Origin of the sequence: Cysteiniphilum sp. QT6929 (assembly GCF_030035755.1) — a bacterium.
GTDB lineage: Bacteria > Pseudomonadota > Gammaproteobacteria > Francisellales > Francisellaceae > Caedibacter > Caedibacter litoralis.
Genome location: NZ_CP103983.1, coordinates 2,232,094 through 2,257,239, shown reverse-complemented (window position 1 = coordinate 2,257,239; position 25,146 = coordinate 2,232,094). Strand labels below are relative to the sequence as shown.

At 39.2% G+C, this 25,146-nt stretch carries 28 protein-coding genes and 2 tRNA genes; 16 read left to right on the top strand and 14 right to left on the bottom strand.

Going from position 1 to position 25,146, the window contains the following annotated elements; genetic code table 11:
- The first annotated feature begins 6 nt into the window (after positions 1–6).
- From NYP54_RS09875 to NYP54_RS09860, 4 genes are all read left to right on the top strand, one after another.
- Positions 7–1,287, top strand: coding sequence for an aspartate aminotransferase family protein (locus tag NYP54_RS09875; protein WP_283156362.1), 1,281 nt, complete (start codon positions 7–9; stop codon positions 1,285–1,287).
- Positions 1,288–1,434: 147 nt separating this feature from the next.
- Positions 1,435–1,511: transfer RNA gene (locus tag NYP54_RS09870), tRNA-Arg, on the top strand.
- Positions 1,512–1,518: 7 nt separating this feature from the next.
- Positions 1,519–1,593: transfer RNA gene (locus NYP54_RS09865), tRNA-Gly, on the top strand.
- Positions 1,594–1,745: 152 nt separating this feature from the next.
- Positions 1,746–2,942, top strand: a complete 1,197-nt coding sequence (locus NYP54_RS09860; protein WP_283156361.1) for a polyamine ABC transporter substrate-binding protein — start codon at positions 1,746–1,748, stop codon at positions 2,940–2,942.
- A 212-nt stretch (positions 2,943–3,154) separates the two neighbouring features.
- On the opposite strand, the gene glyA is transcribed toward NYP54_RS09860, so the two are convergent.
- The gene (gene glyA / locus NYP54_RS09855; RefSeq protein ID WP_283157530.1) at positions 3,155–4,432 is read right to left on the bottom strand and encodes a serine hydroxymethyltransferase; all 1,278 of its coding nucleotides are present in this window, start codon (positions 4,430–4,432) and stop codon (positions 3,155–3,157) included.
- Between the two features lie 91 nt (positions 4,433–4,523).
- Here glyA and yjgA point away from each other — a divergent pair, with 91 nt between their 5' ends.
- Together yjgA and NYP54_RS09845 are read left to right on the top strand one after the other, a co-directional pair.
- Positions 4,524–5,045, top strand: a complete 522-nt coding sequence (gene yjgA / locus NYP54_RS09850; RefSeq protein ID WP_117003318.1) for a ribosome biogenesis factor YjgA — start codon at positions 4,524–4,526, stop codon at positions 5,043–5,045.
- A 3-nt stretch (positions 5,046–5,048) separates the two neighbouring features.
- Entirely contained in the window at positions 5,049–5,537 is a 489-nt protein-coding gene (locus NYP54_RS09845) for a retropepsin-like aspartic protease (RefSeq protein WP_117003319.1), read from the top strand.
- On the opposite strand, the gene metG is transcribed toward NYP54_RS09845, so the two are convergent.
- Positions 5,534–7,567 carry a methionine--tRNA ligase gene (metG, locus tag NYP54_RS09840; RefSeq protein WP_283156360.1) on the bottom strand — a complete coding sequence of 678 codons (2,034 nt, stop codon included), beginning with the start codon at positions 7,565–7,567 and terminating at the stop codon, positions 5,534–5,536. The genes NYP54_RS09845 and metG overlap by 4 nt on opposite strands.
- A 157-nt stretch (positions 7,568–7,724) precedes the next feature.
- Here metG and NYP54_RS09835 point away from each other — a divergent pair, with 157 nt between their 5' ends.
- On the top strand, positions 7,725–8,393 hold the full coding sequence (locus NYP54_RS09835) for a trimeric intracellular cation channel family protein (protein ID WP_283156359.1): 669 nt from the start codon (positions 7,725–7,727) through the stop codon (positions 8,391–8,393).
- A 344-nt stretch (positions 8,394–8,737) separates the two neighbouring features.
- Positions 8,738–9,400: a hypothetical protein gene (locus NYP54_RS09830; RefSeq protein ID WP_283156358.1), complete on the top strand. Its 663-nt coding sequence runs from the start codon at positions 8,738–8,740 to the stop codon at positions 9,398–9,400.
- Here NYP54_RS09830 and udk read toward each other — a convergent pair.
- From udk to NYP54_RS09775, 11 genes are all read right to left on the bottom strand, one after another.
- Entirely contained in the window at positions 9,391–10,044 is a 654-nt protein-coding gene (gene udk / locus NYP54_RS09825) for a uridine kinase (RefSeq protein ID WP_117003325.1), read from the bottom strand. The genes NYP54_RS09830 and udk overlap by 10 nt on opposite strands.
- A 266-nt stretch (positions 10,045–10,310) precedes the next feature.
- On the bottom strand, positions 10,311–11,693 hold the full coding sequence (locus NYP54_RS09820; protein ID WP_283156357.1) for an aldehyde dehydrogenase family protein: 1,383 nt from the start codon (positions 11,691–11,693) through the stop codon (positions 10,311–10,313).
- A gap of 16 nt (positions 11,694–11,709) precedes the next feature.
- The gene (locus tag NYP54_RS09815; protein WP_283156356.1) at positions 11,710–12,507 is read right to left on the bottom strand and encodes a sulfite exporter TauE/SafE family protein; all 798 of its coding nucleotides are present in this window, start codon (positions 12,505–12,507) and stop codon (positions 11,710–11,712) included.
- Positions 12,508–12,716: 209 nt separating this feature from the next.
- Positions 12,717–13,052 (bottom strand): type II toxin-antitoxin system PemK/MazF family toxin, encoded by a 336-nt coding sequence (locus tag NYP54_RS09810; RefSeq protein WP_283156355.1) that lies wholly within the window; start codon positions 13,050–13,052, stop codon positions 12,717–12,719.
- Positions 13,049–13,303: an AbrB/MazE/SpoVT family DNA-binding domain-containing protein gene (locus NYP54_RS09805; RefSeq protein ID WP_283156354.1), complete on the bottom strand. Its 255-nt coding sequence runs from the start codon at positions 13,301–13,303 to the stop codon at positions 13,049–13,051. Before NYP54_RS09805 ends, NYP54_RS09810 begins: the two co-directional genes overlap by 4 nt.
- 144 nt (positions 13,304–13,447) lie before the next feature.
- Positions 13,448–13,666 carry a translation initiation factor IF-1 gene (gene infA / locus NYP54_RS09800; RefSeq protein WP_117003346.1) on the bottom strand — a complete coding sequence of 73 codons (219 nt, stop codon included), beginning with the start codon at positions 13,664–13,666 and terminating at the stop codon, positions 13,448–13,450.
- Positions 13,667–13,821: 155 nt separating this feature from the next.
- The gene (gene pgsA, locus NYP54_RS09795) at positions 13,822–14,394 is read right to left on the bottom strand and encodes a CDP-diacylglycerol--glycerol-3-phosphate 3-phosphatidyltransferase (RefSeq protein WP_151193325.1); all 573 of its coding nucleotides are present in this window, start codon (positions 14,392–14,394) and stop codon (positions 13,822–13,824) included.
- A gap of 69 nt (positions 14,395–14,463) precedes the next feature.
- Entirely contained in the window at positions 14,464–14,919 is a 456-nt protein-coding gene (gene dut / locus NYP54_RS09790; RefSeq protein WP_283156353.1) for a dUTP diphosphatase, read from the bottom strand.
- Between the two features lie 8 nt (positions 14,920–14,927).
- Positions 14,928–15,980 (bottom strand): glutamine-hydrolyzing carbamoyl-phosphate synthase small subunit, encoded by a 1,053-nt coding sequence (gene carA / locus NYP54_RS09785; protein WP_151193327.1) that lies wholly within the window; start codon positions 15,978–15,980, stop codon positions 14,928–14,930.
- 140 nt (positions 15,981–16,120) lie between these two features.
- On the bottom strand, positions 16,121–17,584 hold the full coding sequence (locus NYP54_RS09780; protein WP_283156352.1) for an oligopeptide:H+ symporter: 1,464 nt from the start codon (positions 17,582–17,584) through the stop codon (positions 16,121–16,123).
- Between the two features lie 524 nt (positions 17,585–18,108).
- The gene (locus tag NYP54_RS09775; RefSeq protein ID WP_283156351.1) at positions 18,109–19,143 is read right to left on the bottom strand and encodes an FUSC family protein; all 1,035 of its coding nucleotides are present in this window, start codon (positions 19,141–19,143) and stop codon (positions 18,109–18,111) included.
- Positions 19,144–19,263: 120 nt separating this feature from the next.
- Here NYP54_RS09775 and NYP54_RS09770 point away from each other — a divergent pair, with 120 nt between their 5' ends.
- From NYP54_RS09770 to NYP54_RS09745, 6 genes are all read left to right on the top strand, one after another.
- A complete protein-coding gene (locus NYP54_RS09770; protein WP_283156350.1) occupies positions 19,264–20,610 on the top strand; it encodes a hypothetical protein in 1,347 nt (448 codons plus the stop codon).
- Positions 20,611–20,675: 65 nt separating this feature from the next.
- A complete protein-coding gene (ispB, locus tag NYP54_RS09765; protein WP_283157529.1) occupies positions 20,676–21,647 on the top strand; it encodes an octaprenyl diphosphate synthase in 972 nt (323 codons plus the stop codon).
- 12 nt (positions 21,648–21,659) lie between these two features.
- Positions 21,660–22,115: a YcgN family cysteine cluster protein gene (locus NYP54_RS09760; protein ID WP_283156349.1), complete on the top strand. Its 456-nt coding sequence runs from the start codon at positions 21,660–21,662 to the stop codon at positions 22,113–22,115.
- Positions 22,116–22,139: 24 nt separating this feature from the next.
- Positions 22,140–23,231: a DSD1 family PLP-dependent enzyme gene (locus NYP54_RS09755; protein WP_283156348.1), complete on the top strand. Its 1,092-nt coding sequence runs from the start codon at positions 22,140–22,142 to the stop codon at positions 23,229–23,231.
- Between the two features lie 170 nt (positions 23,232–23,401).
- On the top strand, positions 23,402–23,638 hold the full coding sequence (locus NYP54_RS09750) for a hypothetical protein (protein WP_283156347.1): 237 nt from the start codon (positions 23,402–23,404) through the stop codon (positions 23,636–23,638).
- Complete coding sequence (locus NYP54_RS09745) at positions 23,626–23,958, top strand: type II toxin-antitoxin system PemK/MazF family toxin (protein ID WP_117003336.1); 333 nt, start codon at positions 23,626–23,628, stop codon at positions 23,956–23,958. Before NYP54_RS09750 ends, NYP54_RS09745 begins: the two co-directional genes overlap by 13 nt.
- Before the next feature lie 203 nt (positions 23,959–24,161).
- On the opposite strand, the gene mutT is transcribed toward NYP54_RS09745, so the two are convergent.
- A complete protein-coding gene (gene mutT / locus NYP54_RS09740; RefSeq protein ID WP_283156346.1) occupies positions 24,162–24,566 on the bottom strand; it encodes an 8-oxo-dGTP diphosphatase MutT in 405 nt (134 codons plus the stop codon).
- A gap of 32 nt (positions 24,567–24,598) precedes the next feature.
- On the opposite strand from mutT, the gene NYP54_RS09735 reads away from it, so the two are divergent.
- Both NYP54_RS09735 and ruvX read left to right on the top strand, forming a co-directional pair.
- Complete coding sequence (locus NYP54_RS09735; protein ID WP_283156345.1) at positions 24,599–24,727, top strand: hypothetical protein; 129 nt, start codon at positions 24,599–24,601, stop codon at positions 24,725–24,727.
- Positions 24,720–25,130: a Holliday junction resolvase RuvX gene (ruvX, locus tag NYP54_RS09730; protein WP_283156344.1), complete on the top strand. Its 411-nt coding sequence runs from the start codon at positions 24,720–24,722 to the stop codon at positions 25,128–25,130. The genes NYP54_RS09735 and ruvX overlap by 8 nt, the downstream gene beginning before the upstream one ends.
- The last annotated feature ends 16 nt before the right edge of the window (positions 25,131–25,146 follow it).

Sequence of the window (25,146 nt, the reverse complement as noted above, 5' to 3'; positions counted from 1 at the left end):
GAGGTTATGATGAATAACGAGTCATTATGGCATCTACGTGAAAGCGAGATTCCTCAAGCACTTGGTAATAATACCAAGCTATGTGTTAAAAAGGCACAAGGCGCGACCTTAACTGATGTTGATGGTAAAACCTATGTCGATTTTGCCGCAGGCATTGGTGCTATGAACATCGGACATAATCACCCCAAAGTGGTTGAAGCAATCACCAAGCAGACACATGAATTCATCCAGCCATGCTTTCATGTGATGATTCATGAACCTTACTTAAAGCTTGCACAAGCCTTAAATACCTTAACGCCTGGTGACTTTGCAAAGCAGACAATGCTTTGCAATAGTGGTGCTGAAGCAGTTGAGAATGCGATTAAAGTTGCGCGCTTCTCCACGAAACGCCAAGCCGTGCTTTGCTTTGATGGTGCTTTCCATGGTCGAACCTTTATGAGCATGTCTTTAACTGCCAAAGTCAAACCTTATAAACAGGGTTTTGGTGAGCTTTTTAATAACATCTATCGTCTGCCCTACCCTGACACGCATTGTGATCTTAATCACTTTAAATCATTAATCAATGATTTAATTGCTAATCAGGTTGCGTTAGAGGATATTGCTGCGGTCATTATCGAGCCTGAGCTTGGCGAAGGTGGCTTTATGCCGGCAAGTATTGAAGCTATGCAATATTTGCGCCACCTTTGCAATGAGCATGGCATCGTGATGATTGCTGACGAGATCCAAAGTGGCTTTTGTCGCACCGGCAAGTTTTTTGCGATGTCGCATTATCATTGTGCACCCGATATTTTGGTAATGGGTAAATCACTGGCTTCAGGCTTACCATTAAGTGCACTAACCATCAAAAAATCCCTGCTCAAAGACATGCCCACAGCCTCCTTGGGAGGTACTAATTCAGGCAATCCTATTGCTTGTGCCGCAGCACTTGCTTCTCTTGAAATATTTAAAGAAGAAAATCTTGCTGATCAAGCTATGCATCTTGGTCAAGTATTACGTGACTTTTTCAATGAACATAAGAAAACCTGTGACTTTATTGGTGATATCAGAGGGCTTGGTGCGATGATTGGTATTGAATTTGTTGATCATAATAATCAACCCAACCCAACGATGCTAAAGCGCTTTATTGATCAGTCATTACATCATGGATTGATTTTATTAAGCTCGGGAAGTCATAAACATGTTTTGCGTCTATTATGTCCTTTAAATATTAGTGAGCATGAACTAACAGAGGCACTTAGTATTATGACCAAAGTGCTGAATCAACTGCGTTTAGTGGCGCAAGTTTAAACAGCAATGATCAACAATAAAACAGCTGTTAATTTCAAAGCAAAAAAAGCCAAATATTTTTAATTTATCTTTACTTTGACATTGACAGGGGTGATGCAAAGCACTATCATGCACCTCGTTTTCACGAAACAGTTGAAAACTCAATACGCACCCGTAGCTCAGCTGGATAGAGTACCTGGCTACGAACCAGGCGGTCGGAGGTTCGAATCCTTCCGGGTGCGCCATATTCAAGCGGGAATAGCTCAGTGGTAGAGCACAACCTTGCCAAGGTTGGGGTCGCGAGTTCGAACCTCGTTTCCCGCTCCAATCAGATTAATTTCCTAATTAGCACCACTGAAATCACTTAGTTGCTAAATGTTTTCACTCAACAGCATAACAAACAATAAGTTCTATCAAGTGCTATCACTTATCGCTACAATAGCCTAATATTTTAATTTTATAACTTTACGGGCTTTGTTATGTTATTGACGAAACTTAAAAAGACTTCATATATTGTTGCACTATTTGTTGGCTGTTCTGGCTTACTATCTGCTGCTGATTTTCAATGTAATGAAAAATTATTAAGCTCACCCATCACCCCATTTAAAACCAAACAAACGCTTAATTTTACAAATTGGGCAGATTATATGTCACCGGATCTTATCCCCTGCTTTAGCAAGCTTTCTAATACCCGTGTGCGTTTAAGCTATACCACCGATGACAATATGACACGCGCCAAGGTCATGACTGGTGCCTCTGGGTTTGATGTTATTGAACAAGGTGCACTTTACCTACCAAGTGAGATCAAATCACATGCGCTCATTCAGCTTGATAAAAGCAAACTACCCAACTGGGCACATCGCAATAAAGCCATTTATGATAAGATTTCTGAGATTAATGATCCAGGTAATAATTATGCTATTGTCTATACCTATGGCACAACAGGCATTGCCTATAACGTCAAAGAAGTCGCCAAAGTCTTTGGTCATCCTGTTGTACCAAACAGCTGGAAATACTTATTTGATCCCATTTATCTTAAAACACTATCCAAATGTGGTGTTTCACTGCTTGATGAGCCCGAGCAGGTATTTGGTAATTATTTTTACTATGCTGGCATTGATCCTAATACTACCGATAAGGCAGCTTATGAAAAAGCAGCGCTGTATTTAATAAAAAATGTGCGCCCTTATATCAAATATTTTGACAGCAACAAATATCAAAATGACTTTACTGCCGGTAATTTATGCGTCGTTATGGGCTACTCAGGTGACGTTGTCCGTTCAGTTGAGCGCGCTAAAGACATTAATCCCGATCAAATCTTAAAATACGTATTACCCGCAGAAGGAACGAATATTTGGTTTGATATGCTGATGATTCCTAAGGGTGCCAAAAATCTTGATGCTGCCTATGCTTTTTTGAACTTTAATATGGATCCTTATGTTGCGGCAATGAATAGTAATTATATTTATCAACCCAATGGTGTTGTTGATAACAGTCAATATTTGAATGAGTTATTCAAAGACCCCAACGTCAATCCAACAGAGGCCATGATTAAGAAAATGTATGTATTAAGTATGCATCCACCTGAGCTACAAGCCTTTGTCTCCAAAATGTGGATGTATGTAAAATATGGGATTAACTTTACCCCCAAGTATTATCATCCTGATAAAAAATAATGACTATAACCATTCTGCCCACTTTGATTGTGTAAACGTTGGCTGAGCGTAAGTCGAAGCCTCTATGAGCGTGTGATTTCCCCAAGTTTACCCACTTCGACGGATGCTCAGTGCATCGCTTTAACTGATGCTCAGGGTACGGTGAGCATTTATGGGTAAATATTAGTCCTAGCCAACACAATTAAGGGATTACAGAAAAACAATGACAATCCCTAAGCCAATTCAGTTGCTTTAGCTTCTGAATAAACAGGGAATTTAGCACAAAGTGCTACAACTTTTTGTTTGATTTCCTGCTCTTTTGCTTCATTACCAAGATCATCGATAATGTCACACATCCAATGTGCGATTTGCGCACATTCATCTTCTTTGAAACCACGCGTAGTAATAGCAGGTGTGCCAATGCGTAACCCACTGGTGACAAAAGGAGAACGCGGATCATTCGGCACTGAGTTCTTATTAACAGTGATATTCGAGCGCCCCAAAGCTGCTTCAACATCTTTACCGGTGATATCTTTGCTGATTAAATCAATTAAAATCAAATGATTCTCAGTCCCCTTTGATACAACATCCACACCACGCGACATTAATACTTCCGCCATTTTTTTAGCATTCTTAACCACTTGTTGCTGATAAAACTTAAACTCAGGTTGCAATGCTTCTTTAAAGGCAACTGCTTTGGCAGCGATAACATGCATCAATGGTCCACCTTGCGTGCCTGGGAAAACAATTGATTGGAATTTTTTCTCAAGCTCTGGATTTGATTTAGCTAAAATAATCCCGCCACGTGGTCCACGCAATGTCTTGTGTGTTGTACTGGTGACTACATCAGCAAAAGGAACAGGATTTGGATAAACACCTGCGGCAATTAAACCTGCAACATGCGCCATATCAACCATTAAATAAGCACCAACCTCATCGGCGATTTCTCTAAAGCGCGCCCAATCAACAATGCCTGAAAATGCAGAGAATCCCGCGATAATCATCTTGGGCTTATGCTCTTTCGCTAAACGCGCCACCTCTGCATAATCGATATCACCAGTTTGTGGATCTAAACCATATTGAATCGCATTGAATAATTTCCCTGAGAAACTGACCTTAGCGCCATGTGTTAAATGTCCACCATGCGCTAAAGACATGCCAAGCACGGTATCCCCTGGTTGCAAAAGCGCAAAATAAACGGCAGCATTTGCTTGCGAACCAGAATGCGGTTGCACATTAGCATAATCCGCACCAAATAACTCTTTTAAGCGATTAACGGCCAACTCCTCAGCGACATCGACATATTCACAGCCGCCATAATAACGCTTACCAGCATAGCCCTCGGCATATTTATTGGTAAGTTGTGAGCCTTGCGCTTCCATCACTGCGGGACTTGCGTAATTCTCTGAAGCAATCAGTTCAATATGCTCTTGTTGACGCTTATTTTCATTTTCAATGGCTTGAAATAATTCCGGATCAAATTGGGCAACGGTAACGTGGCGATCAAACATCGATGTATCCTCCAAGATAAGGTTATATAACTTAGGAATTTGGTGTATCATTCTACACATCATTATCACAAAATCCTATTGAAAAACGGCAATGACTGAAGAATATTACCAAGATCATAACAGTGATGATTTCACTGAAGAAAAAAGTCGCACAAAAATAAAAAAAGAAGCGCATGATATCACCGACTTCGGTAAGAAATTAACTGAACTAAGTGAAGAACGCATTAAAAAAATGCCGCTAGATGAAAAAATCATTGATGAAATCATCAAAGCAAAATCCATGCAACGCATCGCCTTGAAACGTCAGTTGCAATACATTGGTAAACTAATGCGCAATGCTGATCTTCATGAAGCTTATGCCACTTACGATGGTTACACACAAAAAAACCAGGCTGAAATTGCTAAGATTCATCGTTTAGAGCAATTGCGCGATGCACTTGTGAATGATCATACAATGAAGGCAGCACTTGATAAACTAATGAGTGATCACCCACATACTGACACTCAGCAATTACGTCAACTGATTCGTAATCACCACAAAGAAGTATCTCAACAAAACCCCGGGAAATCCTATCGCCAGATTTTTCAACTACTAAAAGAAACCCTAGGTTAAACAATGCAAAAGCGCTTTATCTATGCTTTTTGGATTGTCATTTTTATTCTTATCACCTATCTTGCGCATTCTTATTTACAACATGAAGAAAAAGTAAATCTAACACCAACATCACAACAAAACGCGCTTGAAAAAACAGTTGTATTAAATGCTTACAATCATCACTATGTCAGCTTTGGCTTTATTAATGGCATCAGAGTCAAATTTTTGGTCGACACAGGTGCGAGTTCCGTCTCCATTCCAGAGCATATTGCCAAGCAAATTGGACTTAAAAAAGGCTTGGGCTATAGCGCCAGTACTGCTAATGGCAATATCACCGTTTATCAGACAATGATTGATCAATTGCGTATTGGCAATATCACATTGAGCAATGTTCGCGCTAGCATCAACCCTCAAACAGATGATGATTTCATTCTTTTGGGCATGAGCGCATTAAAACAACTTGAGATGATCCAAAAGAACAACACGCTGATTTTAAAGCAGAAAATTTAGCTAATACGCATCCCGGGAATTGCCCCTTGATCAGGCTCTAGTAGATATAAAGAATCACCATCACCTGCACATAACACCATTCCTTCTGATAGTCCAAAACGCATTTTGCGTGGTGCTAAGTTTGCCACCATTACCGTGTATTTACCTACTAAATTCTCTGGATTATAGGCTGCTTTTATGCCTGAGAATACTTGTCTTTGTTCTTGCCCTAAATCAAGCTTCAAACGCAATAATTTATCAGAACCCTCAACATGCTCCGCTTCAATAATTTTAGCAACACGTAAATCCACTTTAAAGAAATCATCGATTTTAATCTCATTGGCGATATTTAAACTGTTTTTCACTTCAGTCTCAGGCGCAACCTCTGTTACTTGTTCTGCTTCTGACTGCATTTTTTTTGTCTCCTCAATAATTAATTCAATCTTTTCTGGCTCAACGCGTGCGATTAATGGTTTAAAGAGATTAATCTTATGCCCCAATAACACGTTTGGAATCTCCGCCCATTGCAATTGATTGATATTTAAAAAGTGCTCGGCTTTCAACACTAACTCTGGCATTACTGGCTTCAAATAACCAATAATGATTTTAAAGAGATTAATCGCCAAACTGCAAACTTCATGCACGGTTTGCAGTTGAGCTTCCTCTTTTATCAACTGCCATGGTTTATAGGCATCAACATATTGATTCGCCTGATCAGCAAGCTGCATAATCACACGTAATGCTTGTGAAAAATCACGTTTTTCAAAAAGCATCGTGATTTCTTCATGTACCGCATGAAAGCGCTCAATCAGCTCCTGATCATGAATATGCTCAGATAACATGCCATCAAAGCGCTTATTGATAAAGCCCGCGCAACGACTGGCAATATTGACGACTTTACCGACCACATCTGAGTTCACCTTTTGCACAAAGTCTTCTAAATTCAAATCAATATCATCAATTCTAGGCGTTAATTTACTGGCAAAATAATAGCGCAAATAATCTGCTTTTAAGTGATTCAAATAGGTTCTGGCTGCGATAAACGTACCACGCGATTTTGACATTTTTTTGCCATTAACCGTTAAAAATCCATTGGCAAAAACACCTGTAGGCGTTCGATAATCTACGGCATTTAAGATTGCCGGCCAAAAAAGCGCATGGAAATAAATAATATCCTTTCCAATAAAGTGATAAAGCTCAGCCTTGCTGTCTTGACGCCAATAGGCATCAAAGTCAATGCCTGCGCGATTACATAAGTCTTTAAAGCTTGCAATATATCCCATTGGCGCATCAAGCCATACATAGAAAAACTTCTTATTATCCGTGCCTGGAATTGGGAAACCAAAATATGGTGCATCACGTGATATATCCCAATCTTGCAAGCCTGACTCAAACCATTCTTTGAGTTTATTCTGCACTTCAGGTTGCAATGCCTTGTTGTGCTTCATCCATTTTTGAATATCTTCGCTTAATTCACTGATCTTAAAGAAGAAATGCTCACTGTTTTTTTGAATCGGTGTTTCACCACTAACCACCGACTTGGGATTAATCAAATCCGTTGGCGAATAGGTTGCGCCACAGACTTCACAACTATCACCATATTGATCCTCTGCCTTACACTTAGGACACGTCCCTTTAACAAAACGATCCGGCAAAAACATCTCAGCCTTTGGATCATAAGCTTGCGCAATTTCACGCGTGCTAATCAGATCATTTGCTTTAAGCTTTAAATAAATATCTTCAACAATTTCCTGATTTAATGGATGATGAGTGGAATGATAGTTATCAAATTCAACCTCAAAATCAATAAAATCATCGCGATGTGCTTGCGACATTTGCTCAACTAGCTTTTCAGGTTTAATCCCTTCTTTTTTTGCTTTAAGCATGATCGGTGTGCCATGTGTGTCACTACCGCAGACAAAGTGGCATTGATTACCACGCATTTTTTGGAATCTCACCCAAATATCTGATTGAATATAACCAAGCATATGCCCCAAATGCAAATGACCATTGGCATATGGCAATGCATTAGTAACTAGAATATTTCTCATATTAATTGTATAGAATACTGAAAGTGCTGGTGATTATATACCACTTGCGTAATGTTTTACAGAGCTGTTCTCTTGCATTTAAAAAAAGCTTTGCCTATTTATTATCTAGGTTTATTATGGCAAACCAATTTAGGCATAAACAACTCTTTAGCAAATAATGTACTTCCTTGTTGATAAAGTAATCGTCTTTCAAATCCTTTATGTGATCGGGATCACCGCTGAAAGCATGTCTGGCACAATTTCAGCCGGCAAGAAAAACATGGATATTTTTGGCATTGTCACCATTGCAACCATTACCGCACTAGGTGGTGGTACTGTGCGTGATGTACTTCTAGGTTACTACCCTTTGACTTGGGTGATGTATCCGGAATATATTCTGGTGACTTTTATAGCCTCGATCTTAGCTATTTTTATCGCGCGCCACATTGTTAAGCGTCATAAATTTTTCTTAATTGTTGATGCATTAGGACTTGTTACTTTTGCTTATTTGGGCAGTGATATTGGCTATAGTGTCGCACAACACGCGGTAAGCAATGACCATTTTATGATTTTTGGCAGCTTTATCATTGCCGTATTAATGGCAATTATCACCGGAGTATCTGGCGGCGTACTGCGCGATGTATTATGCAACGATGTCCCCCTTGTTTTCCAAGCAGAGCTCTATGCCCTTGTTGCAGCATTGGTTGGCATACTTCACGCATTAACACTGTATTTTAAAATGGATAATCTCATTAGTGCACTGATTATTATCTCAATTGGTTTTGCGTTGAGATTATGTGCCATTTATAAAAACTGGCACTTGCCTAAAGTTAAATACTTTTCTTAGTTCAACCTAGACACCCATGCGTTTACGCGCCATATCAGTCTGGTGATCACAGAATTTTTTATAGCCTTCTGCAAATTTTGCCCATTTTGAAGTATTTGCCGTATTTGATATGCTCATTGTTATTCTCCTTGACTGGTTATGTCATTATTTCTTAGCGATTAAATATTTATCACCACCTTCTAAATTGATTGAATTTTACACTTATCTTTTTAAAATATATGTTTCATCAAAGTATTCAGCAGTATCATTTTTGATACACGATCAACAACAATACATATTCCCAAAAATCTGCTTAACTGGGGAGTAGGTTATATCAAAGCTCATCAAACTGATTGGAGGAGTAAATGTATTTGCGCAATTATGCACACAAGCTCAAAACTATTGCCTTTTTTAGCCAGTGCATTATTTGCCAGCAAATAACCGACAGAGGACTTTGTAACGATTGCCAAGAGGCACTCACCAAAGAAGCGCATGCCAATAAGCGCCAACAATTAATAATTAATGGGCAACCTATTATTTTCTATGCATTGAATCATTTTGAAGGTTTAACACGCAGACTGCTCTTTTTATTTAAATATCAAAACAATCATATTGCGGGTAATGCACTAGGGCTATACCTTGCAACAAGCTTTAAACGTTTACATTCACTTGCTGATGTTGATTATATCTTGCCTCTACCTAGCCATCGTTTGCGCTTTCTTGTGCGTGGCTTTAATCAAGCAGAAATTTTAGCGGGACATTTAGCTTCAGTTTATTGCACGATTGATCTACATTCGATAAAGCGCCACAAATATACTAAACCTCAAGCTAAATCAAGCTATGAACAACGGCAACGTCAAATGCATAATGTCTTTAAGCAAAAGCGTGCGATCACAGCAAAGCATCTTTTGATTATTGATGATGTCTATACGACGGGAGCAACACTCAAAGCGCTTATAACATGCATTCAGGATTTTTCAGAGAATCATATTGAGAAAATAAGTGTATTAACACTTTGTCATGCGTGATTATGTCTTAATAATTCACGAACTTTTGAACGAATCACGTCAATTGCAATTTTATTTTTGCCACCATGCGGTACGATAATATCGGCATAACGTTTAGAAGGCTCAATAAACTGTAAAAACATCGGGCGCACTGTTTCCAAATATTGTGTCACCACGCTATCGACTGTTCTACCGCGTTCCTTTTGATCGCGCACCAAACGGCGAATAAAGGATACATCCATCGGCGTATCCATAAAAATTTTAATATCCATAAGCTTTCGTATATTCTCATCAGTAAACAGCATGATCCCTTCTAGAATCAAAATGCTCGTCTGCGCGCTAATCGGCAGAGTCTGACCTTTCACACGACTATGTGTTGCATAATCATACAATGGCACTTCAATATTTTGACCGGCAATGAGTGATTCTAAATGCTCTTTTAATAAAGTGTGCTCAAAGGCATCTGGATGGTCATAATTTAACTTGTCTAACTGTGTTTTTGATAAATGACTATTATCACGATAGTAATGATCCTCAGATAACACCGTCACTCTTGCGGACTCTAGATCTTCAAGCTCCTCGACAATTGTATTAGATAATAAACTTTTTCCAGAACCGGAACCGCCGACAACACCAATGATGACAATACTTTTATTACTTTGCATCCGAGTACATGATTTGATGAGTTTGTGACATTCTAGCGACTTTTCTAAAAAAAGCAGCAAAATTTTCTGATTGTTATTAACTGAAGTTACGTACTTTTCCTATTTCAACACCCCGCCTCGCAAGCTCGGCACCCCTCTTGAAAAGAGGGGAATTAAAATCACCGTCGCCCAATTCCCCTCTTTTCAAGAGGGGTGGCAGCCGTAGGCTGACGGGGTGTTTATAAAATCATGGTTTTTTCTAAAATGCACAACTTCAGTTATTAAAATTATGATCCAATTAATACCGTTTTAATGTTAGCAAGTTCACGTAATGCCTCTTGTGAACACTCTCGACCATAACCAGATTGCTTAACACCACCAAACGGTAACGCCGGATGCGAGGCAACACACTGATTAATAAAACACATGCCCGCTTCAATACGCTTTTCTGCTACTTCTTTGGCATATTTAATATCTTTGGTAAAAATCGCACTACCTAAGCCATACTTCGAGTTATTTGCAAGCTCAATCGCCTCTTCATCATTGCCTGCATAGCTAATTGCAATGACCGGACCAAATAACTCCTCTTGAAATGCCTGCATCGATGGTGTGACATCCGTTAATACTGTTGGCGCATAATAGAAACCCTTTGCATTATCTGTTTCCAAGAAATGTCCACCGGTTAATAATTTCGCACCTTGGGCAATACTTTCTTCAATCTGACGATGTAAATTATCACGCAAATCAGCTCTAGCGATAGGTCCCATGGTCGTATTCTCTGCTAATGGATCTCCAACAACAATCTCGTTAACTGCATTAAGTACCGCTTGTTCAAATACTACTTTAATAGATTTATCAACAATCAATCGTTTCGGTGAAATACACACCTGCCCACTGTTAAGCATTCTGACATTAACTATTTCTTTAGCAACTTCCTCAACGTTAATATCTTTACGAATAATATAAGCATCGGATCCGCCAAGCTCCAACACCGTTTTTTTACAAACCTCTCCGGCTTGTTTAGCAACAACACTCCCTGAGCGATTGCTACCGGTGAGTGTTACTGCAGCAATATCACAATGTTTAATAATATGCTCAGAATGCGCAAGATCAATGACAACATTTTTTAACAATGGTAATTCTATTGCTTCTGTCAACAACGCTTCAATTGCGCACGCTGAGCCAATGACATTCTCGGCATGCTTTAATACGATACCATTGCCAATTAAAATATTGGGGATTGCTGCGCGAAACACCTGCCAGAAAGGAAAGTTCCACGGCATAATCATATAAATCAAACCCAATGGTGCAAAAACACGCTCAGCGTTTAACCCTTGATAGTTAATCTTTTGTGGACTTAACATTGCCTTTGCGTGTTCTGCATAATAGTCACATAAAAAAGCACACTTCTTAATTTCAGCGATACTTTCTTTCAGTGTTTTGCCCATTTCATTTGTAATTAAGCGCGCATATTGATCAGTCTTTTGCAGCAATAGTGCTTTGATTTTTTGCACACATTCAATACGCTGATCTATCGTGCGATCACGCCATAATAATTGCGCATTTTTGACTTTTTCTATCGTTTGGTCTATTTCAGGTAAAAGAAGCACTTGATAGGTATTTAAGCGCTGACCATTACTTGGATTAACCGTTTGATATTCCTTTTTCACACTGTCCTCCTTTTTTCTAAACAAGCATGGTGATGGCAACAATTAGCATCATGATAATGTAGATCATTTGTAAATACTTATGTGAAATAAGTGCCGTTACTTTAACACCAACATTAACACCAATCACACTTGGTATCAGGGCAACGCAGAAGAATACTAAATTCAAATAGCCAATACTATAAGGTGGCAAATTATTAGCATGCCAACCAAATAGCACAAAAAAGCCAGACATCACTAAACATAACACCATAGTCACCACTGTTGATGTACCAATTGCTTTACGAATATCTAAGCCGCATTTCGTTAAAAATGGCACAAAGAAAACCGATACACCCGAGAGCATCGTACACATACCTGCTAGAAATGCACTCAATGCTTTTAATGCTAATGGGGCTTGCCAGATTTTTAAAACCGTCTTAAGCTTGCACCACATCCAGATCGCCATAACAATGACAATCAGTGCAAAGATAATCTTCAGATCACTGCTACTGATCGTGGTCATGAGAAACACACCCAAAACACCACCCAACAACACACTCACCATTGCCCAACGCAAGGTCTGATAGCAAATCTGCTTGTATTTATGCTGTTTAAAGGTGGCAAAAAAACCTAGTAATACGCTAGAGCTAACACCTGAAGCAATCGCAACTTGCATTAAGTGATCGTTCGTCGGATAAGCATATTGCATCAATAAATAAAAGCCAGGAACATTAATAAGACCAGCACCTCCCCCAAATACACCAGAAACAAATCCAGCTAGAAGCGCCACCAAACAGATAAGTACAATCAGTAAAGTCAAACTCAATTTATACACTCTCTTAACATCTCAAACACCAACAGTCATGTTTTGTTTAAAAAGCAATATTACTTAGGCATAAGCTTGTATACAAGGAAGAGCGTGCTATATTTCCAAAAATCTCCAGCTAACGCACAAACTCTACAGACTTTATCAAATTTGAAAATATCCTGGACATGACTTTGCACACTACGTTCGCCCATATATTAGATTAAGCAGCGATCTATTTATGACAAAATCACTTTTGATATTTTTAAGACTTGCTCAAGACATGCTTTTGAACATACTTCTATCTTCTCTGCATTGCGTGATTTGAAATCCATTGAGCGTATTTGAAAGGTTAGTACACTGCCCTTGGTTTTGCACTTATCGGGGAGTGTTACTTCAAATTTATTCCCTCGCTCAGTGCTTGTTATTGGAGCGACAAAAGCAAAGCCAGTGTGCTCATTAAAAACAGCTTTTGTTAGCACTAGCGCAGGTCTGCGCTTCATTATTTCACGTCCAGCGCTTGGATCAAAATCAAGCCAGATAATATCGCCTTGACTTGGAATGTATTTTTTCAAAACTCTTTCCCTTTAGGTTTGTCGTGCATCCATTCTTTGTCTTCAGATAAAAGTTTAAAACTTGCTTTTGGACTTTCAGCAAGCATTTGCTCCAAGCTTAAGTCCTCAACTCGTGGAGTTAAAATGATTTTGCTATCTTCAACATGAATATCTAGTTTATCGCCAGTATGAAGATTAAGCATTTGAAGTATTTTTTTGGGAATACTTACAATATTGGCGCCGCCTGATTGTCTAAGTGATAGTGATGGCATTTGGATACTCCTGCTTTTAAATTATACAAAAGTATAACACCGGCAAGCGAAAAATATAATACTTAATTCGATTAATTAGTCATTAAGATGATTATAATACTCCAACAAAGACTCTTAGGGTCGAGCATTAATCTACTGCGATAGTTATTTATTACGGAACTTAATACGACCTTTAGTTAAATCATAAGGTGTCATTTCAACAGTGACTTTATCCCCTGTCAAAATACGAATATAGTTTTTACGCATTTTTCCTGAAATATGTGCCGTAACAATATGCCCATTTTCAAGCTCAACGCGAAACATGGTATTTGGTAATGTCTCAACTACCGTACCTTCTAGTTCAATACAATCTTCTTTTGCCATTGCTTGTTTAAATCTCTCTATATCTTCAACTTTTAGCGCTTCTGCAAGCACCCAATAAAATAAGCGTGTGAATCATGCACTATTTTCAAGAAATATTCAACACCTAGTGTTGATCTATTGGAATTTTTCGAGATTTAAGCCCACACAACTGGATGCTAGTCTTTAATAGCACCACTGGCTTTAATTGCCTTATAGGCAGCTGATAGATATAACCACATTGAATAAACCGTTAGAATAACGGCAATATATAACAATACAAATCCCAAAATAACCCAGATATTACCTAAGTCTTTTGGCTTTAATAATAAAATAAAAATCGCTGCCATTTGCGCTGCCGTTTTTACTTTACCGACAAAAGATACTTTAACCACTGAGCGTTGACCAATCTCTGCCATCCACTCTCGTAATGCTGACACAATAATCTCGCGACAAATGATGATAATCGCAGGTAATGCCACCCATGGATACGGATAAAGCGCAATTAACAGCCCAAGCGCTGTAGCCACCATTAACTTATCTGCAACCGGATCTAAGAAGGCACCAAGTTTTGTCGTCTGTTGAAAGTAACGTGCGAGAAATCCATCTAACCAATCGGTTAGCGCTGCTAATAAAAACAAAGTGGCACTAAGGCCATGATGATGCGGAAAAGGAACATAAAATGCCACGACTAAAAAAGGAATTAGCAATATCCGTAGCATGGTTAATATATTTGGCACTGTCCAGATCATCTTCGTTATAACCCTTTTCTTAGCTGACGTTGTCAGTGTAGCAAAGCACTTAGCTTGCGACAAGTTTGTTTATACCCCAGTATGACCAAAACCGCCCACACCGCGTTTGGTTTGACCACCAAATTCTTCAACCGCGACAAAGTTTGCTTGAACCACGGGGACAATTACCAATTGCGCAAAACGCATTAATGGCTCAATGGTAATGACATCATTTGATCGGTTCCAACAAGAAACCATTAGTTCACCTTGATAATCCGAATCAATCAAGCCAACACTATTGCCCAAGATCAGTCCTTTTTTATGCCCCAAACCAGATCGCGGCAAAATCATGCCGGCAAGTCCTTGATTTGCAATATGGATCGCAATTCCCGTTGGCATCAACTCACACTGTCCTGGACTCAACTGAATATCTTCTTCAATTGCAGCTCTTAGATCAATCGCGGCAGAGCCTGTTGTACCATATTCAGGAAGTGCGGCGAAAATTTCAGGTCGTAATAACTTTAGTTCAATCGTTGTTTGCGTCATACCACCACCTATAGCTGCTCGACAAATCGATCAAAAAGCCATGCCGTATCAACGGGACCTGGTCCTGCCTCAGGGTGGAACTGCACCGATGAGTATGGCAGCTCTTTATGCTTGATCCCTTGAATGGTATTATCGTTAAGATTTCTAAACCAGACTTCCCAGTTCTCAGGCATCGTTGATTCATCTACAGCAAAGCCATGGTTTTGCGAAGTTAGATAACTACGGTTACTTCCTTCTAATAAACAAGGATGATTCTGCGCGCGATGCCCAAACTTAAGCTTATAGGTTTTAGCACCAATCGCAATACCCATAATTTGCGAACCTAGACAAATGCCAAAAATTGGTTTTTGTGGCGTTTTATCCATCGCTTCTTTTAACACTTTAGCAGTCGTTTGACAACGCGCTGGATCCCCTGGTCCATTTGAAATAAACACACCATCATAAGACTCTTTGGTGTAATCATAATCATAAGGCACACGCTTCAACGTCAAATTAGAATACTCACATAGGTAACGCCAAATATTTGCCTTCATACCACAGTCAACAACGATGACTGTTTTGTCACCTGCGCCATGCACAACAGGTTCATCAATCGTTACTTCAGCAACTAAATCAAGATCACTAATATTCGGATACTTTTTTGGCAGATCTTGACCTACGACAATGGCGCCTGAAACAACACCATGATGGCGCAAAACTTTAGTTAAGGCACGTGTGTCAATATCAGCAATAATCGGTGTATTATATTTTTCACACCATGCTTGCAATGATGACTCGCCTTGGACACGCGCATAAAAGGGTGCCAATTCTGAGACAATAATACCCGCGGCATGAATCTGATCGGACTCCCAATGCGCTTGGTTTTCAACACCATAGTTACCAATCATTGGATAGGTAAAGCAAACAATCTGCCCTTTATATGAAGGATCAGTTAATACTTCTGTATAGCCTACCATGCCAGTATTAAATACAATCTCTCCGTAATTAATGCCTTTAACCCATGTCGGCACTTTGCCCTCAAATACTTCCCCGGTCTGTAAAACAAGCTTTGCTGGAATCATGAAAAATCACCTTGATTGAAGTTGATCTATTCTATACATATCACAAAGCATTTTACAGTATTTATTCCATTGAATTTCTCGTTCTTTTGAATTAGTAGTTTGCACATAAAGTGCAACAGTTTTTAGATTTCTCAACTACTTTAGATTTTTTGCTTTCTGACGAAATACATTACCACAGAGATAATGATCAATACTATACAGGCGATTGCTGAAACCTTAGTAATCGCGCCAAAGACATTATAATAATTGGTGGCACTTTTAACCAAAAAGTCACCCGCGGTTTTGACCGTTTCAACACTGGTCAAGGTAGCAATTTCTGCTGCGGCATAATTGGCAATTGATCCTGTGATCAACATATAAAGCCCTGCCAGAAAGCCAACCGAACCGCCTGGGTTTAAACGTGTGATCTCAGATAAAGCAACGGGATCGACAAACAACTCAGCAAAGCCAATAACCGCCATACCAACAACGACCCACATCATTGAAGCATGTCCGTCTGTGGTCGCTGCAATTTTCGCCCCCATCATAATCATAGAAAAGCCAAAGGTTAGAAATAATAAGCCAAACGTAATTTTAAATAACGCACTTAATCTAACACCTGCTTTGATCAGCCAATACCAAACGTATGACATGATCACACCACCAATCAAGATCGCAAATGGATTAATCGATTGAAAAGCCGCAGCGGGAATGGTAAATCCATTAAAATCACGAATAACATTACGCTCAATAAACAAGCTAATCGAGCTACCGCCTTGCTGATCAAATGCCCAGAAAATCAAACCAAAAATCATAAAAAAACAAATTGCTAACAGGGATTTTTTATCTTTACCATCAAGCTTAATAAAAAGAAAAAACAAGAAGTACAGACTAACGATTACACAAGCAAGCAAAATCCAACCGGCAAATAAATAATACAAGGCAAAGCTAAAAAACACTGCGGCAAGTGCGATTAATAAAACGGTAATTGGTAATACTTTGATACTCAGCAGGCCTTTTTCTTTTAATGCTCTCCACTGCGGATCATTGCCAGCAACAAAATGTTTGCGCCCTGTCATAAAGATCACCAAACCAATCGCCATACCAATAGCCGCTAATAAGAAACCATAGTGCCAGCCCCATACTTGTGCTGCCCAGGCGCATAAGATGGGTGAAATAAAGGAGCCAATGTTACCGCCAACATACATCAAGGCAAAACCACTATCGCGCTTAGTATGCTCTCTTGAGTATGTCGCACCTAAAAGACAAGATACATTAGTTTTAAATAAGCCATAACCACAGATAATCAGAGCCAGACCAAAGTACAAACCGCCACCATCTAAACCTAGCACCAAGTGCCCTGCCACCATGGTAGCAGCCCCCAAAAAGGTTGCCCAGTAATATCCTAAGTAGCGATCTGCAATCGCACCACCGATAATAGGTGTAACATACACAAGCGCTGTATAAGCACCATATAACGCATAGGCATGGTTATCAGTAAATAAAAGCTTTTGTGTTAAGTAAAGCACCAACAGTGCACGCATACCGTAGTAACTAAAGTACTCCCAGACATTAAGCGCAATAGCGTAATAAAGTGATTTGGGTTGAGTCTCAATTTGAGTCATATAAATTCCCTGATAACCATGTAGAGAAAATAGAATATCAAAGATTTAACAAAAAACTATTAAAATCATGAAGTTTTAGCGCCATCATATGTTTTGATTTTACATGATAAGAATTCTAGATATACCGCTCGTAAATCATTTTGCGGTGTTGGATGCCGCAGAAGTTTTTGATGCTGTTGGGCGCTTGAATTGCAGGTAATAGCTAGGACTATTGCCAAAATTCAATCACCCGAAAGGGCATAAAATTCAATGGCAGAAATGCTGTAAAATGGTTTACGGGCGGTATATACTGCCTGACCTTGATTAATGACAAAACATGGAGGCTTATATGCTCGTTAGCTTTTTAATTTCATTATTAGCCTCGATAATTATTACTTGGCTTGCTGCACGCACTTTATTTCGCCTAAATATAAAGAAAGGTCAATCGCTTACCAAAAGGGATCAATACCTTAATGCCGTTATTTGCGGTTTTGTTTTTTTCTGTGTCAGCTGTTTTGTTTATGCACTACTGATTAATAGCGTTTTTAACTAAGAAGATTGTGATTCTCTTCAATCATCTGCACTGTATCAATAAGCTTTTTAAACGAGAACATCACAACACTGGCATGCCGCAACTCACTTTGAATACTCATTGACTGACTAAAGCCCTTAAGGAGCTCTTCTAGCTTAGTAATGATTTTTTGATACTCCCCTTGGTCAAAAACATTCTTTTTAAAGCTGATGCTCATAACTTTAAAGGTATGATTAATCTCATCATATAACGCCTTAAACGCAGGATTTTGCTGAAATCTCTCCCGTTTTTCTGGATAGGTTTCAATATAATCATAAATGACGCTGGTATAACGATATAACTGTCGCAAATGACGCGTTGTCACTTTTAGCACCTTAAGGTCAATATTTGGTTTTTCATGCATGATTTCTTTTTGCAGTGCGATTTGCTTTGAGAAATGACCAAAGATTTCGACCAATACATCGTCATAGTCACCACCGGCAAAGAGCCGATTGTTTAACGAAGCAATGCAGTTAACGCTATCACAAAAAGATTGATTGATGCGTTTATAAGCATGAATAGGAAAAAAATACCGATTAACAATAATCGCAATGGTAATACCAATCAGCACTTCAAGTGTACGGTAACAAGCGGTTGCTAAACTTACATCACTACTAAACAAAATAATAGCAACCGTCACTGAGCCCAAAACACCAGCATAGGTATATTTACTCGAATTTGTTGCTGTAAAAACACCGATAGCAATAATGCCAAGCCCTAAAATGAGCTGAACCATCGACATCTCAGGGAAAATCAAGATCACAATGATTGAGCATATTGACCCAATGAGGGTTCCTAAAAATCTCATTTTGGCTTTTTCTAATGCACCTCCTAAGTTTGGCTGACTTGACATGACCACCAAAACAGTAATCACAATCCATGCATACATTTGTCCAACATTAAGCCACTCACCCAATAAGTGCCCCACCAAATAGGCAATAGCGCTAGCAACAACTGCCTTTAATGCATTGATCAATGAGTAGCGCTTACTATAAAGTAAATTCGTCATCGTAATAAATCTCCCTTAAGTGTTATGTAAACAGTATAGCGCTAAATATTGCACGGTTTTAGATGACAAGCAAAATGGTATTGTTATCATAAGCTTATTTTTTTAGTGATAGGAATTAACATGAATCCAACTACAACGATACGTTCAGCGCTGTACGCTTTAAGCATCGTCGCTGCCAGTATTGGCGTGTTTGTCTATTGGCAGATCAGCAGCTATCCTCAAGCATTCAATAATATTGCCTTTGTTTTTGCGTATGCAGTGATGCTGACATTAATCAGCATGCCGCTTTTTGTCTCTGAAACCATCTCTGGATTTTTAAGTAAAAAGCCGCTAACAGGCAGCCTGCATTTTGCTGCGCGTTCACAGCGTTTACGCTTTATTGGACTCTTATCGATGGTGCTTGCAGCAATTTTACTGATCATGGTGATCGCACGCATATCGGTGACAAGCTCAAGTCTTGTCTATACTAGCTTCTGGTATACAACACATTCGGCAGAGAAAACACTGCATCTTATTGACAACTACACCTTACTGATTGGCATTATTTTTAGCGCTATTATTGTGATCATTATTGGCTTCTCACAAGCACGTGAGCGTTTTTTAAAATTAAGCTCAGCATTTGCCACTCTTGGACTTGCCTGCTTAGTTGGCTTATTTATCATGAATGCGCTGACTTTTAACACTAGCCTTACAACGAGTGCTTTTTTCACACCTAATTTTCATTTACTGGCATCAATCGATGTCTGGGAATCAGCATTAAGCCTTTCGCTCTTTTCAGGACTCATTGGTTTAGGTGTTAACTCCGTATTGGGCACGTATTTCAATGCACAATGCTCTATTCGACGCTTTAGCTGGTCATTTGTCATTGGCAGCATTATAACAGTCATCATCATTATGCTCATGCAAAGCCTATATACCAATAGCAGTCGATCCGCTTCTGATGTATTAGGTTTTCAATATGCCTATACACTCAACCTATTAGCCTTTGGCATGTTCTTCTTTTGTTTACTCACCACGGCTTTACTGCTTTGCCAAACTTTTAAAGGCTTAAACGCATCAACCACAAAGCATAAGTGGTATGTTTATCTGCCGTTTTTTATCTTGCTTTTGGCTGCTTCCATCATCTATCAACACGTATTAGCAGACAAAGTACACGAAATCATTCAATCTGAGCTTATTATTAGCCTTATTCTTTTTATTGCTTATATTGAAATTCTTATTTTTGGCTGGATTTGCGATGCGCAGAAGTTAAGTTATCAATTACACAAAGTCACAAAAATCAAACTCTCTGCACTGTATAATTTAAGCTTGCGCCTGATTGCGCCAAGTGCCATTTTGACAGTTTTTGCCCATAAAATACTAAATATTTTTGTCACTATGCATTGGTTCTCGATCATAGGTGTTTTTATTTTATCGCTTATTTTTACCGTCATTCTTGGTAGTTTTTTACATCGCAAGTTCCAGTAATTCGCTTGACCTTAAAAGCAATGACAATTATCCTCAACGACTTACTTGAAGATCAAATCATAAAAATGTTAACACTTAAGCAAATTCAACAGTTATCGGCAGATGACATCCAACAAAACAATCAAGTCATCATTGACCAACTAAGCTCCGATGTCGTTTTAATTAATCAAATTAGCCAATACATTATCCACAGTGGTGGTAAACGTTTGCGCCCATTATTACTGATGCTTGTCGCTCGCGCCCTTGATTATAAAGGGCAAAATCATACTAAAGCCGCGGCTATTATTGAGTTTATTCACACAGCCACATTATTGCATGATGATGTAGTTGATGAGTCTGAATTGCGTCGTGGCAAAGAGACTGCCAATAATGTCTTTGGCAATGCCGCTTCAGTCCTAACGGGTGATTTTCTTTACTCGCGTGCCTTTCAGATGATGGTTGAGTTAAATCAAATGCAAATTATGCAGATCTTAGCAGATGCCACCAACAAAATCGCTGAAGGTGAAGTATTGCAACTATTAAACTGCAACAATCCAGATATTACTGAAGCGCAATATATGCAAGTTATTTATTGCAAAACCGCCAAGCTGTTTGAAGCGGCTTGTGATGTTGCCAGTGTTCTGGCAAATGCTAGTGATAGCGAGCAAAAAGCATTACATCAATATGGTGTGCATCTTGGAAATGCGTTCCAAATAGCCGATGACGTACTTGATTATATTGCCGATAGTGAGACACTTGGCAAAAACATTGGTGATGATTTAGCCGAGGGCAAAACAACACTACCTGTGATTTATGCACTCAAAAATGCACAAGCTCAAGATCAACAACTGATTCGTCAAGCGATTGAGCAAGGTCACCATCCTAAGATGGCAAAGATTATTGATATTATCAAACACAGTGGCGCGATTGAGTATGCTGTTAGCAAAGCGCAACAAGCTGCTCAATCGGCGATTGATTCGCTAGATATACTCACTGAATCTAAATACAAAAATGCACTGATTGCACTAGCGCATATTGCCGTTGAACGTACACACTAACAGCTTAAAATTATGTCTTCTAAGTCTTTACGTGATAATTTCTGGCACTTATACCCATTAAAAGCATTAAATGATGCTGAATGGGAAGCGCTTTGCGATGGCTGTGGTTTATGTTGCTTACATAAACTGCAAGATGATGAAACTGATGAGATCTATTACACTAAAGTTGCCTGCAAGCTTTTAGATTGCAGCACCTGCCAATGCACAAATTACCCTAAGCGCAAACAGCTCGTACCTGATTGTTTGCAACTGGATTTATATCACCTAAAACATGCCCAACATTGGCTACCTGAGACTTGCGCCTATAAGCGTCGTTATCATGGGAAAACCTTACCTGATTGGCATCCATTGATCACTCAAGATAAAAACAGTGTTCACAAGGCAGGCGCGTCAGCTTGCGATTTTGCCATTTCTGAGAATAACATCCGTGGCGATTTGGAAGATTATTTGCTTACTAATTACGATTAAATAATGTAAAAGATGGATTAAATTATGATTGGACAACATAAATCAACACTAAACACCCCCTGCCTTGTGATTGATAAAGATAAACTTCTGCAAAACATCAATGACATGCAAGCTTTTGCCCTTAAACATAACAAATCTGTGCGCCCTCATGCCAAAACGCACAAATGCACTGAAATTGCCCAGTTGCAAAAACAACAAGGTGCCATTGGCATATGTGTCACCAAGGTTAGTGAAGCACTTGTGTTGGCTGAGCATGGCATTACGGGGATTCTGATCACCTCCCCTATTGTTACCAATCATAAACTTAATATGCTGAGCAAGGCGTGCCAACTGGCACCAGATACAATAGTCGTTTGCGACTCATTTGCTAATGCCAAAGCCTTAAATCAAGTGGCTTTAAATCACTTAAAGCAAAATATGAATGTTATTGTTGATATCGATGCTGGTATTGGGCGCACAGGTGTTTCTTTTGAGCATGCTGTAGCACTGGCACGACATATCCATGAGTTATCACACCTTAATTTAAAAGGCATTCAATGCTATGCAGGTCATTTTCAACACATCACTGACTACAACAAGCGCCAAGAGGCTTCTTCATTACTGCTTAAAAAAGCCGGTGAGATTAAAGCGCAAATTGAAGTACAAACAGGATGTAAAAACCTTATTCAAACCGGGTCAGGTACGGGTACTTATGCTATAGATTGTAATGTTCAATCCGTTACAGAAATTCAGCCAGGCTCATATACGGTAATGGATAAAGAGTATTTTGATATCGAATCAATCAATAATTTCCTGCCAGCAATGACGCTTTTAAGCACAGTCATTAGTGCAAATCATGATACACATGTCACCGTTGATGCCGGACTTAAAGCTCTCTATAAAGATCCTACCAAACCACAGATTATTAGTCATAATGATCTTCATTATGACTGGGACTACTTTGGCGATGAGCATGGCAAAGTTACCGGCAAAGTATTACCTAAGCTCGGGGACGTGATTGAGATGGTGGTACCACATTGTGATCCAACTATTAATTTGTTTGATCAGTTTTATATTACAGAAAATGATATTGTTACCGATATCTGGTCAATTAATTTACGTGGCAAAAGTCAATAACAATAAAATAATTAAGCAGTATCTTTGCCCGTGATGATGTCGTAGGAGCGTATTGCATACGCCCATCAAAATAAACCGACATTCTATCAAGCCATAATAAATTTCCGACATTGACAAAACAAACATCACATTATAACATTGTTATAACTTCAATCATCAGGAGCAGTCATATGCAAACTAAATTAAGAGCGATTGGTAATAGTATTGGTATAACCATTCCCGCAAGTGAATTAAAAACGTTATCTGCTCATATTGGCGACACCATTGAAATTAACATTGTCAAAGTGATCAAGACGCCACGCTCAAGCTGGAATGACGCTAATTTATGGCAAAATGCAAGTCATGAGCCCCTGCATCTCAATGATCTAAGCAATAATGATTTTGATGAGAACGAATGGCAATGGTAGCTATCAAGCGATTTAGTGTTTGGGGCGTTGATCTGGATCCAACCAAAGGCAGCGAACAATCAGGTTTTAGACCTGTTTTGGTAATATCACCTGATGTTATGAATAATCATTTAAACACAGTAATTGTTGCACCAATGACAACTTCATTACGCGGCTGGCCTACACGTGTTCAAATAGAGCATCAAGCAAAAACAGGTGAAGTCGCACTTGATCAAATTAGAACAATTGACAAAATCCGTCTGAAAAAGAATATGGGCTTGCTTGAAACTAGATTTCATCGCAATATTTATAGCGTTCTTGCTGAAATATTTAGTAAATAATCAAGCGCCTGAATGAATGACTTTACTTAATAGATACTGTCTAACTGGAGTTACGGACTTTTTCCATTTCAACACCCCACCTCGCAAGCTCGGCACCCCTCTTGCAAAGAGGGGAATATAAAATAACCCTTGCCTAATTCCCCTCTTTGCAAGAGGGGTGGCAGCCGTAGGCTGACGGGGTGTTTATAAAATCATAGTTTTTTCTAAAGTGCGTAACTCCAGTGTCTAAGTACATTAATAATCTCTTTATTTGCTTCAGGCATAATTTCAGCATCGAGCTTATCAACACTCACCCATTTCCCCTCTTGCCCTTCTTGAGGCGCAATATCTCCTTGATATCGTGTGACAACAAAGCAGTTAAGCTCAACGGATTTATGTTGATAGTGATGCGCCTTAACTAGCAATGATTCAAACTTCGTAACATCAATGCCAACCTCTTCTTTAAGCTCGCGCTTAAGTGCAGCATGTGGCGCCTCACTAGCTTCAAGTTTGCCACCTGGGAATTCCCAAAGTCCGGCTAAATCCTGAGTTGATTTACGCCTAGTTAAAAAAACCTGATTTTTTTGGTCATTTAATATGACTCCAACAGCAACTTTGATTAAAATCATCGCTAATCAACAAACACTTAAACAAATCAAACATGTCACATAGCTTAACAAAGCAATTTTTAATTACCATGCCTAATTTGCAAGATAATGCATTTGAATATTCTGCCATCCTCATGTGTAAAGATAATAGCAAAGGGATTATGGGATTTGGTCATGCTTAAGTTAATCGGACTTGATTATGGCAAGTCACGCATAGGGATTGCCAGTGGGCAGATGATTACTAAAACTGCTACACCCATTGCAACCATTTCCGCCAAACAAGGCGAACCTGAATGGCATGAGCTTGATAAGATTATTAAACAATGGCGCCCTAGTGATATTATTGTGGGACTTCCGATTGATGCGAAAGATCAAGAGACCAAGATCACTGAAGAAGCACGTGTATTTGCACAAAAGATTGAGCTTAGATATCAAAAGCCCGTGCATTTAATCTCAGAAACCTTCTCAACGCGGGAGGCGCGTTGGCGCCTAGAGGAAGTACAAAACAAATCTAACCGCCACCTTAAAGTCGATGCATTTGCCGCTTGTGTTATTTTGGAGACTTGGATGAACGAGCAGAGTTAAATCACTTACAGCAAGT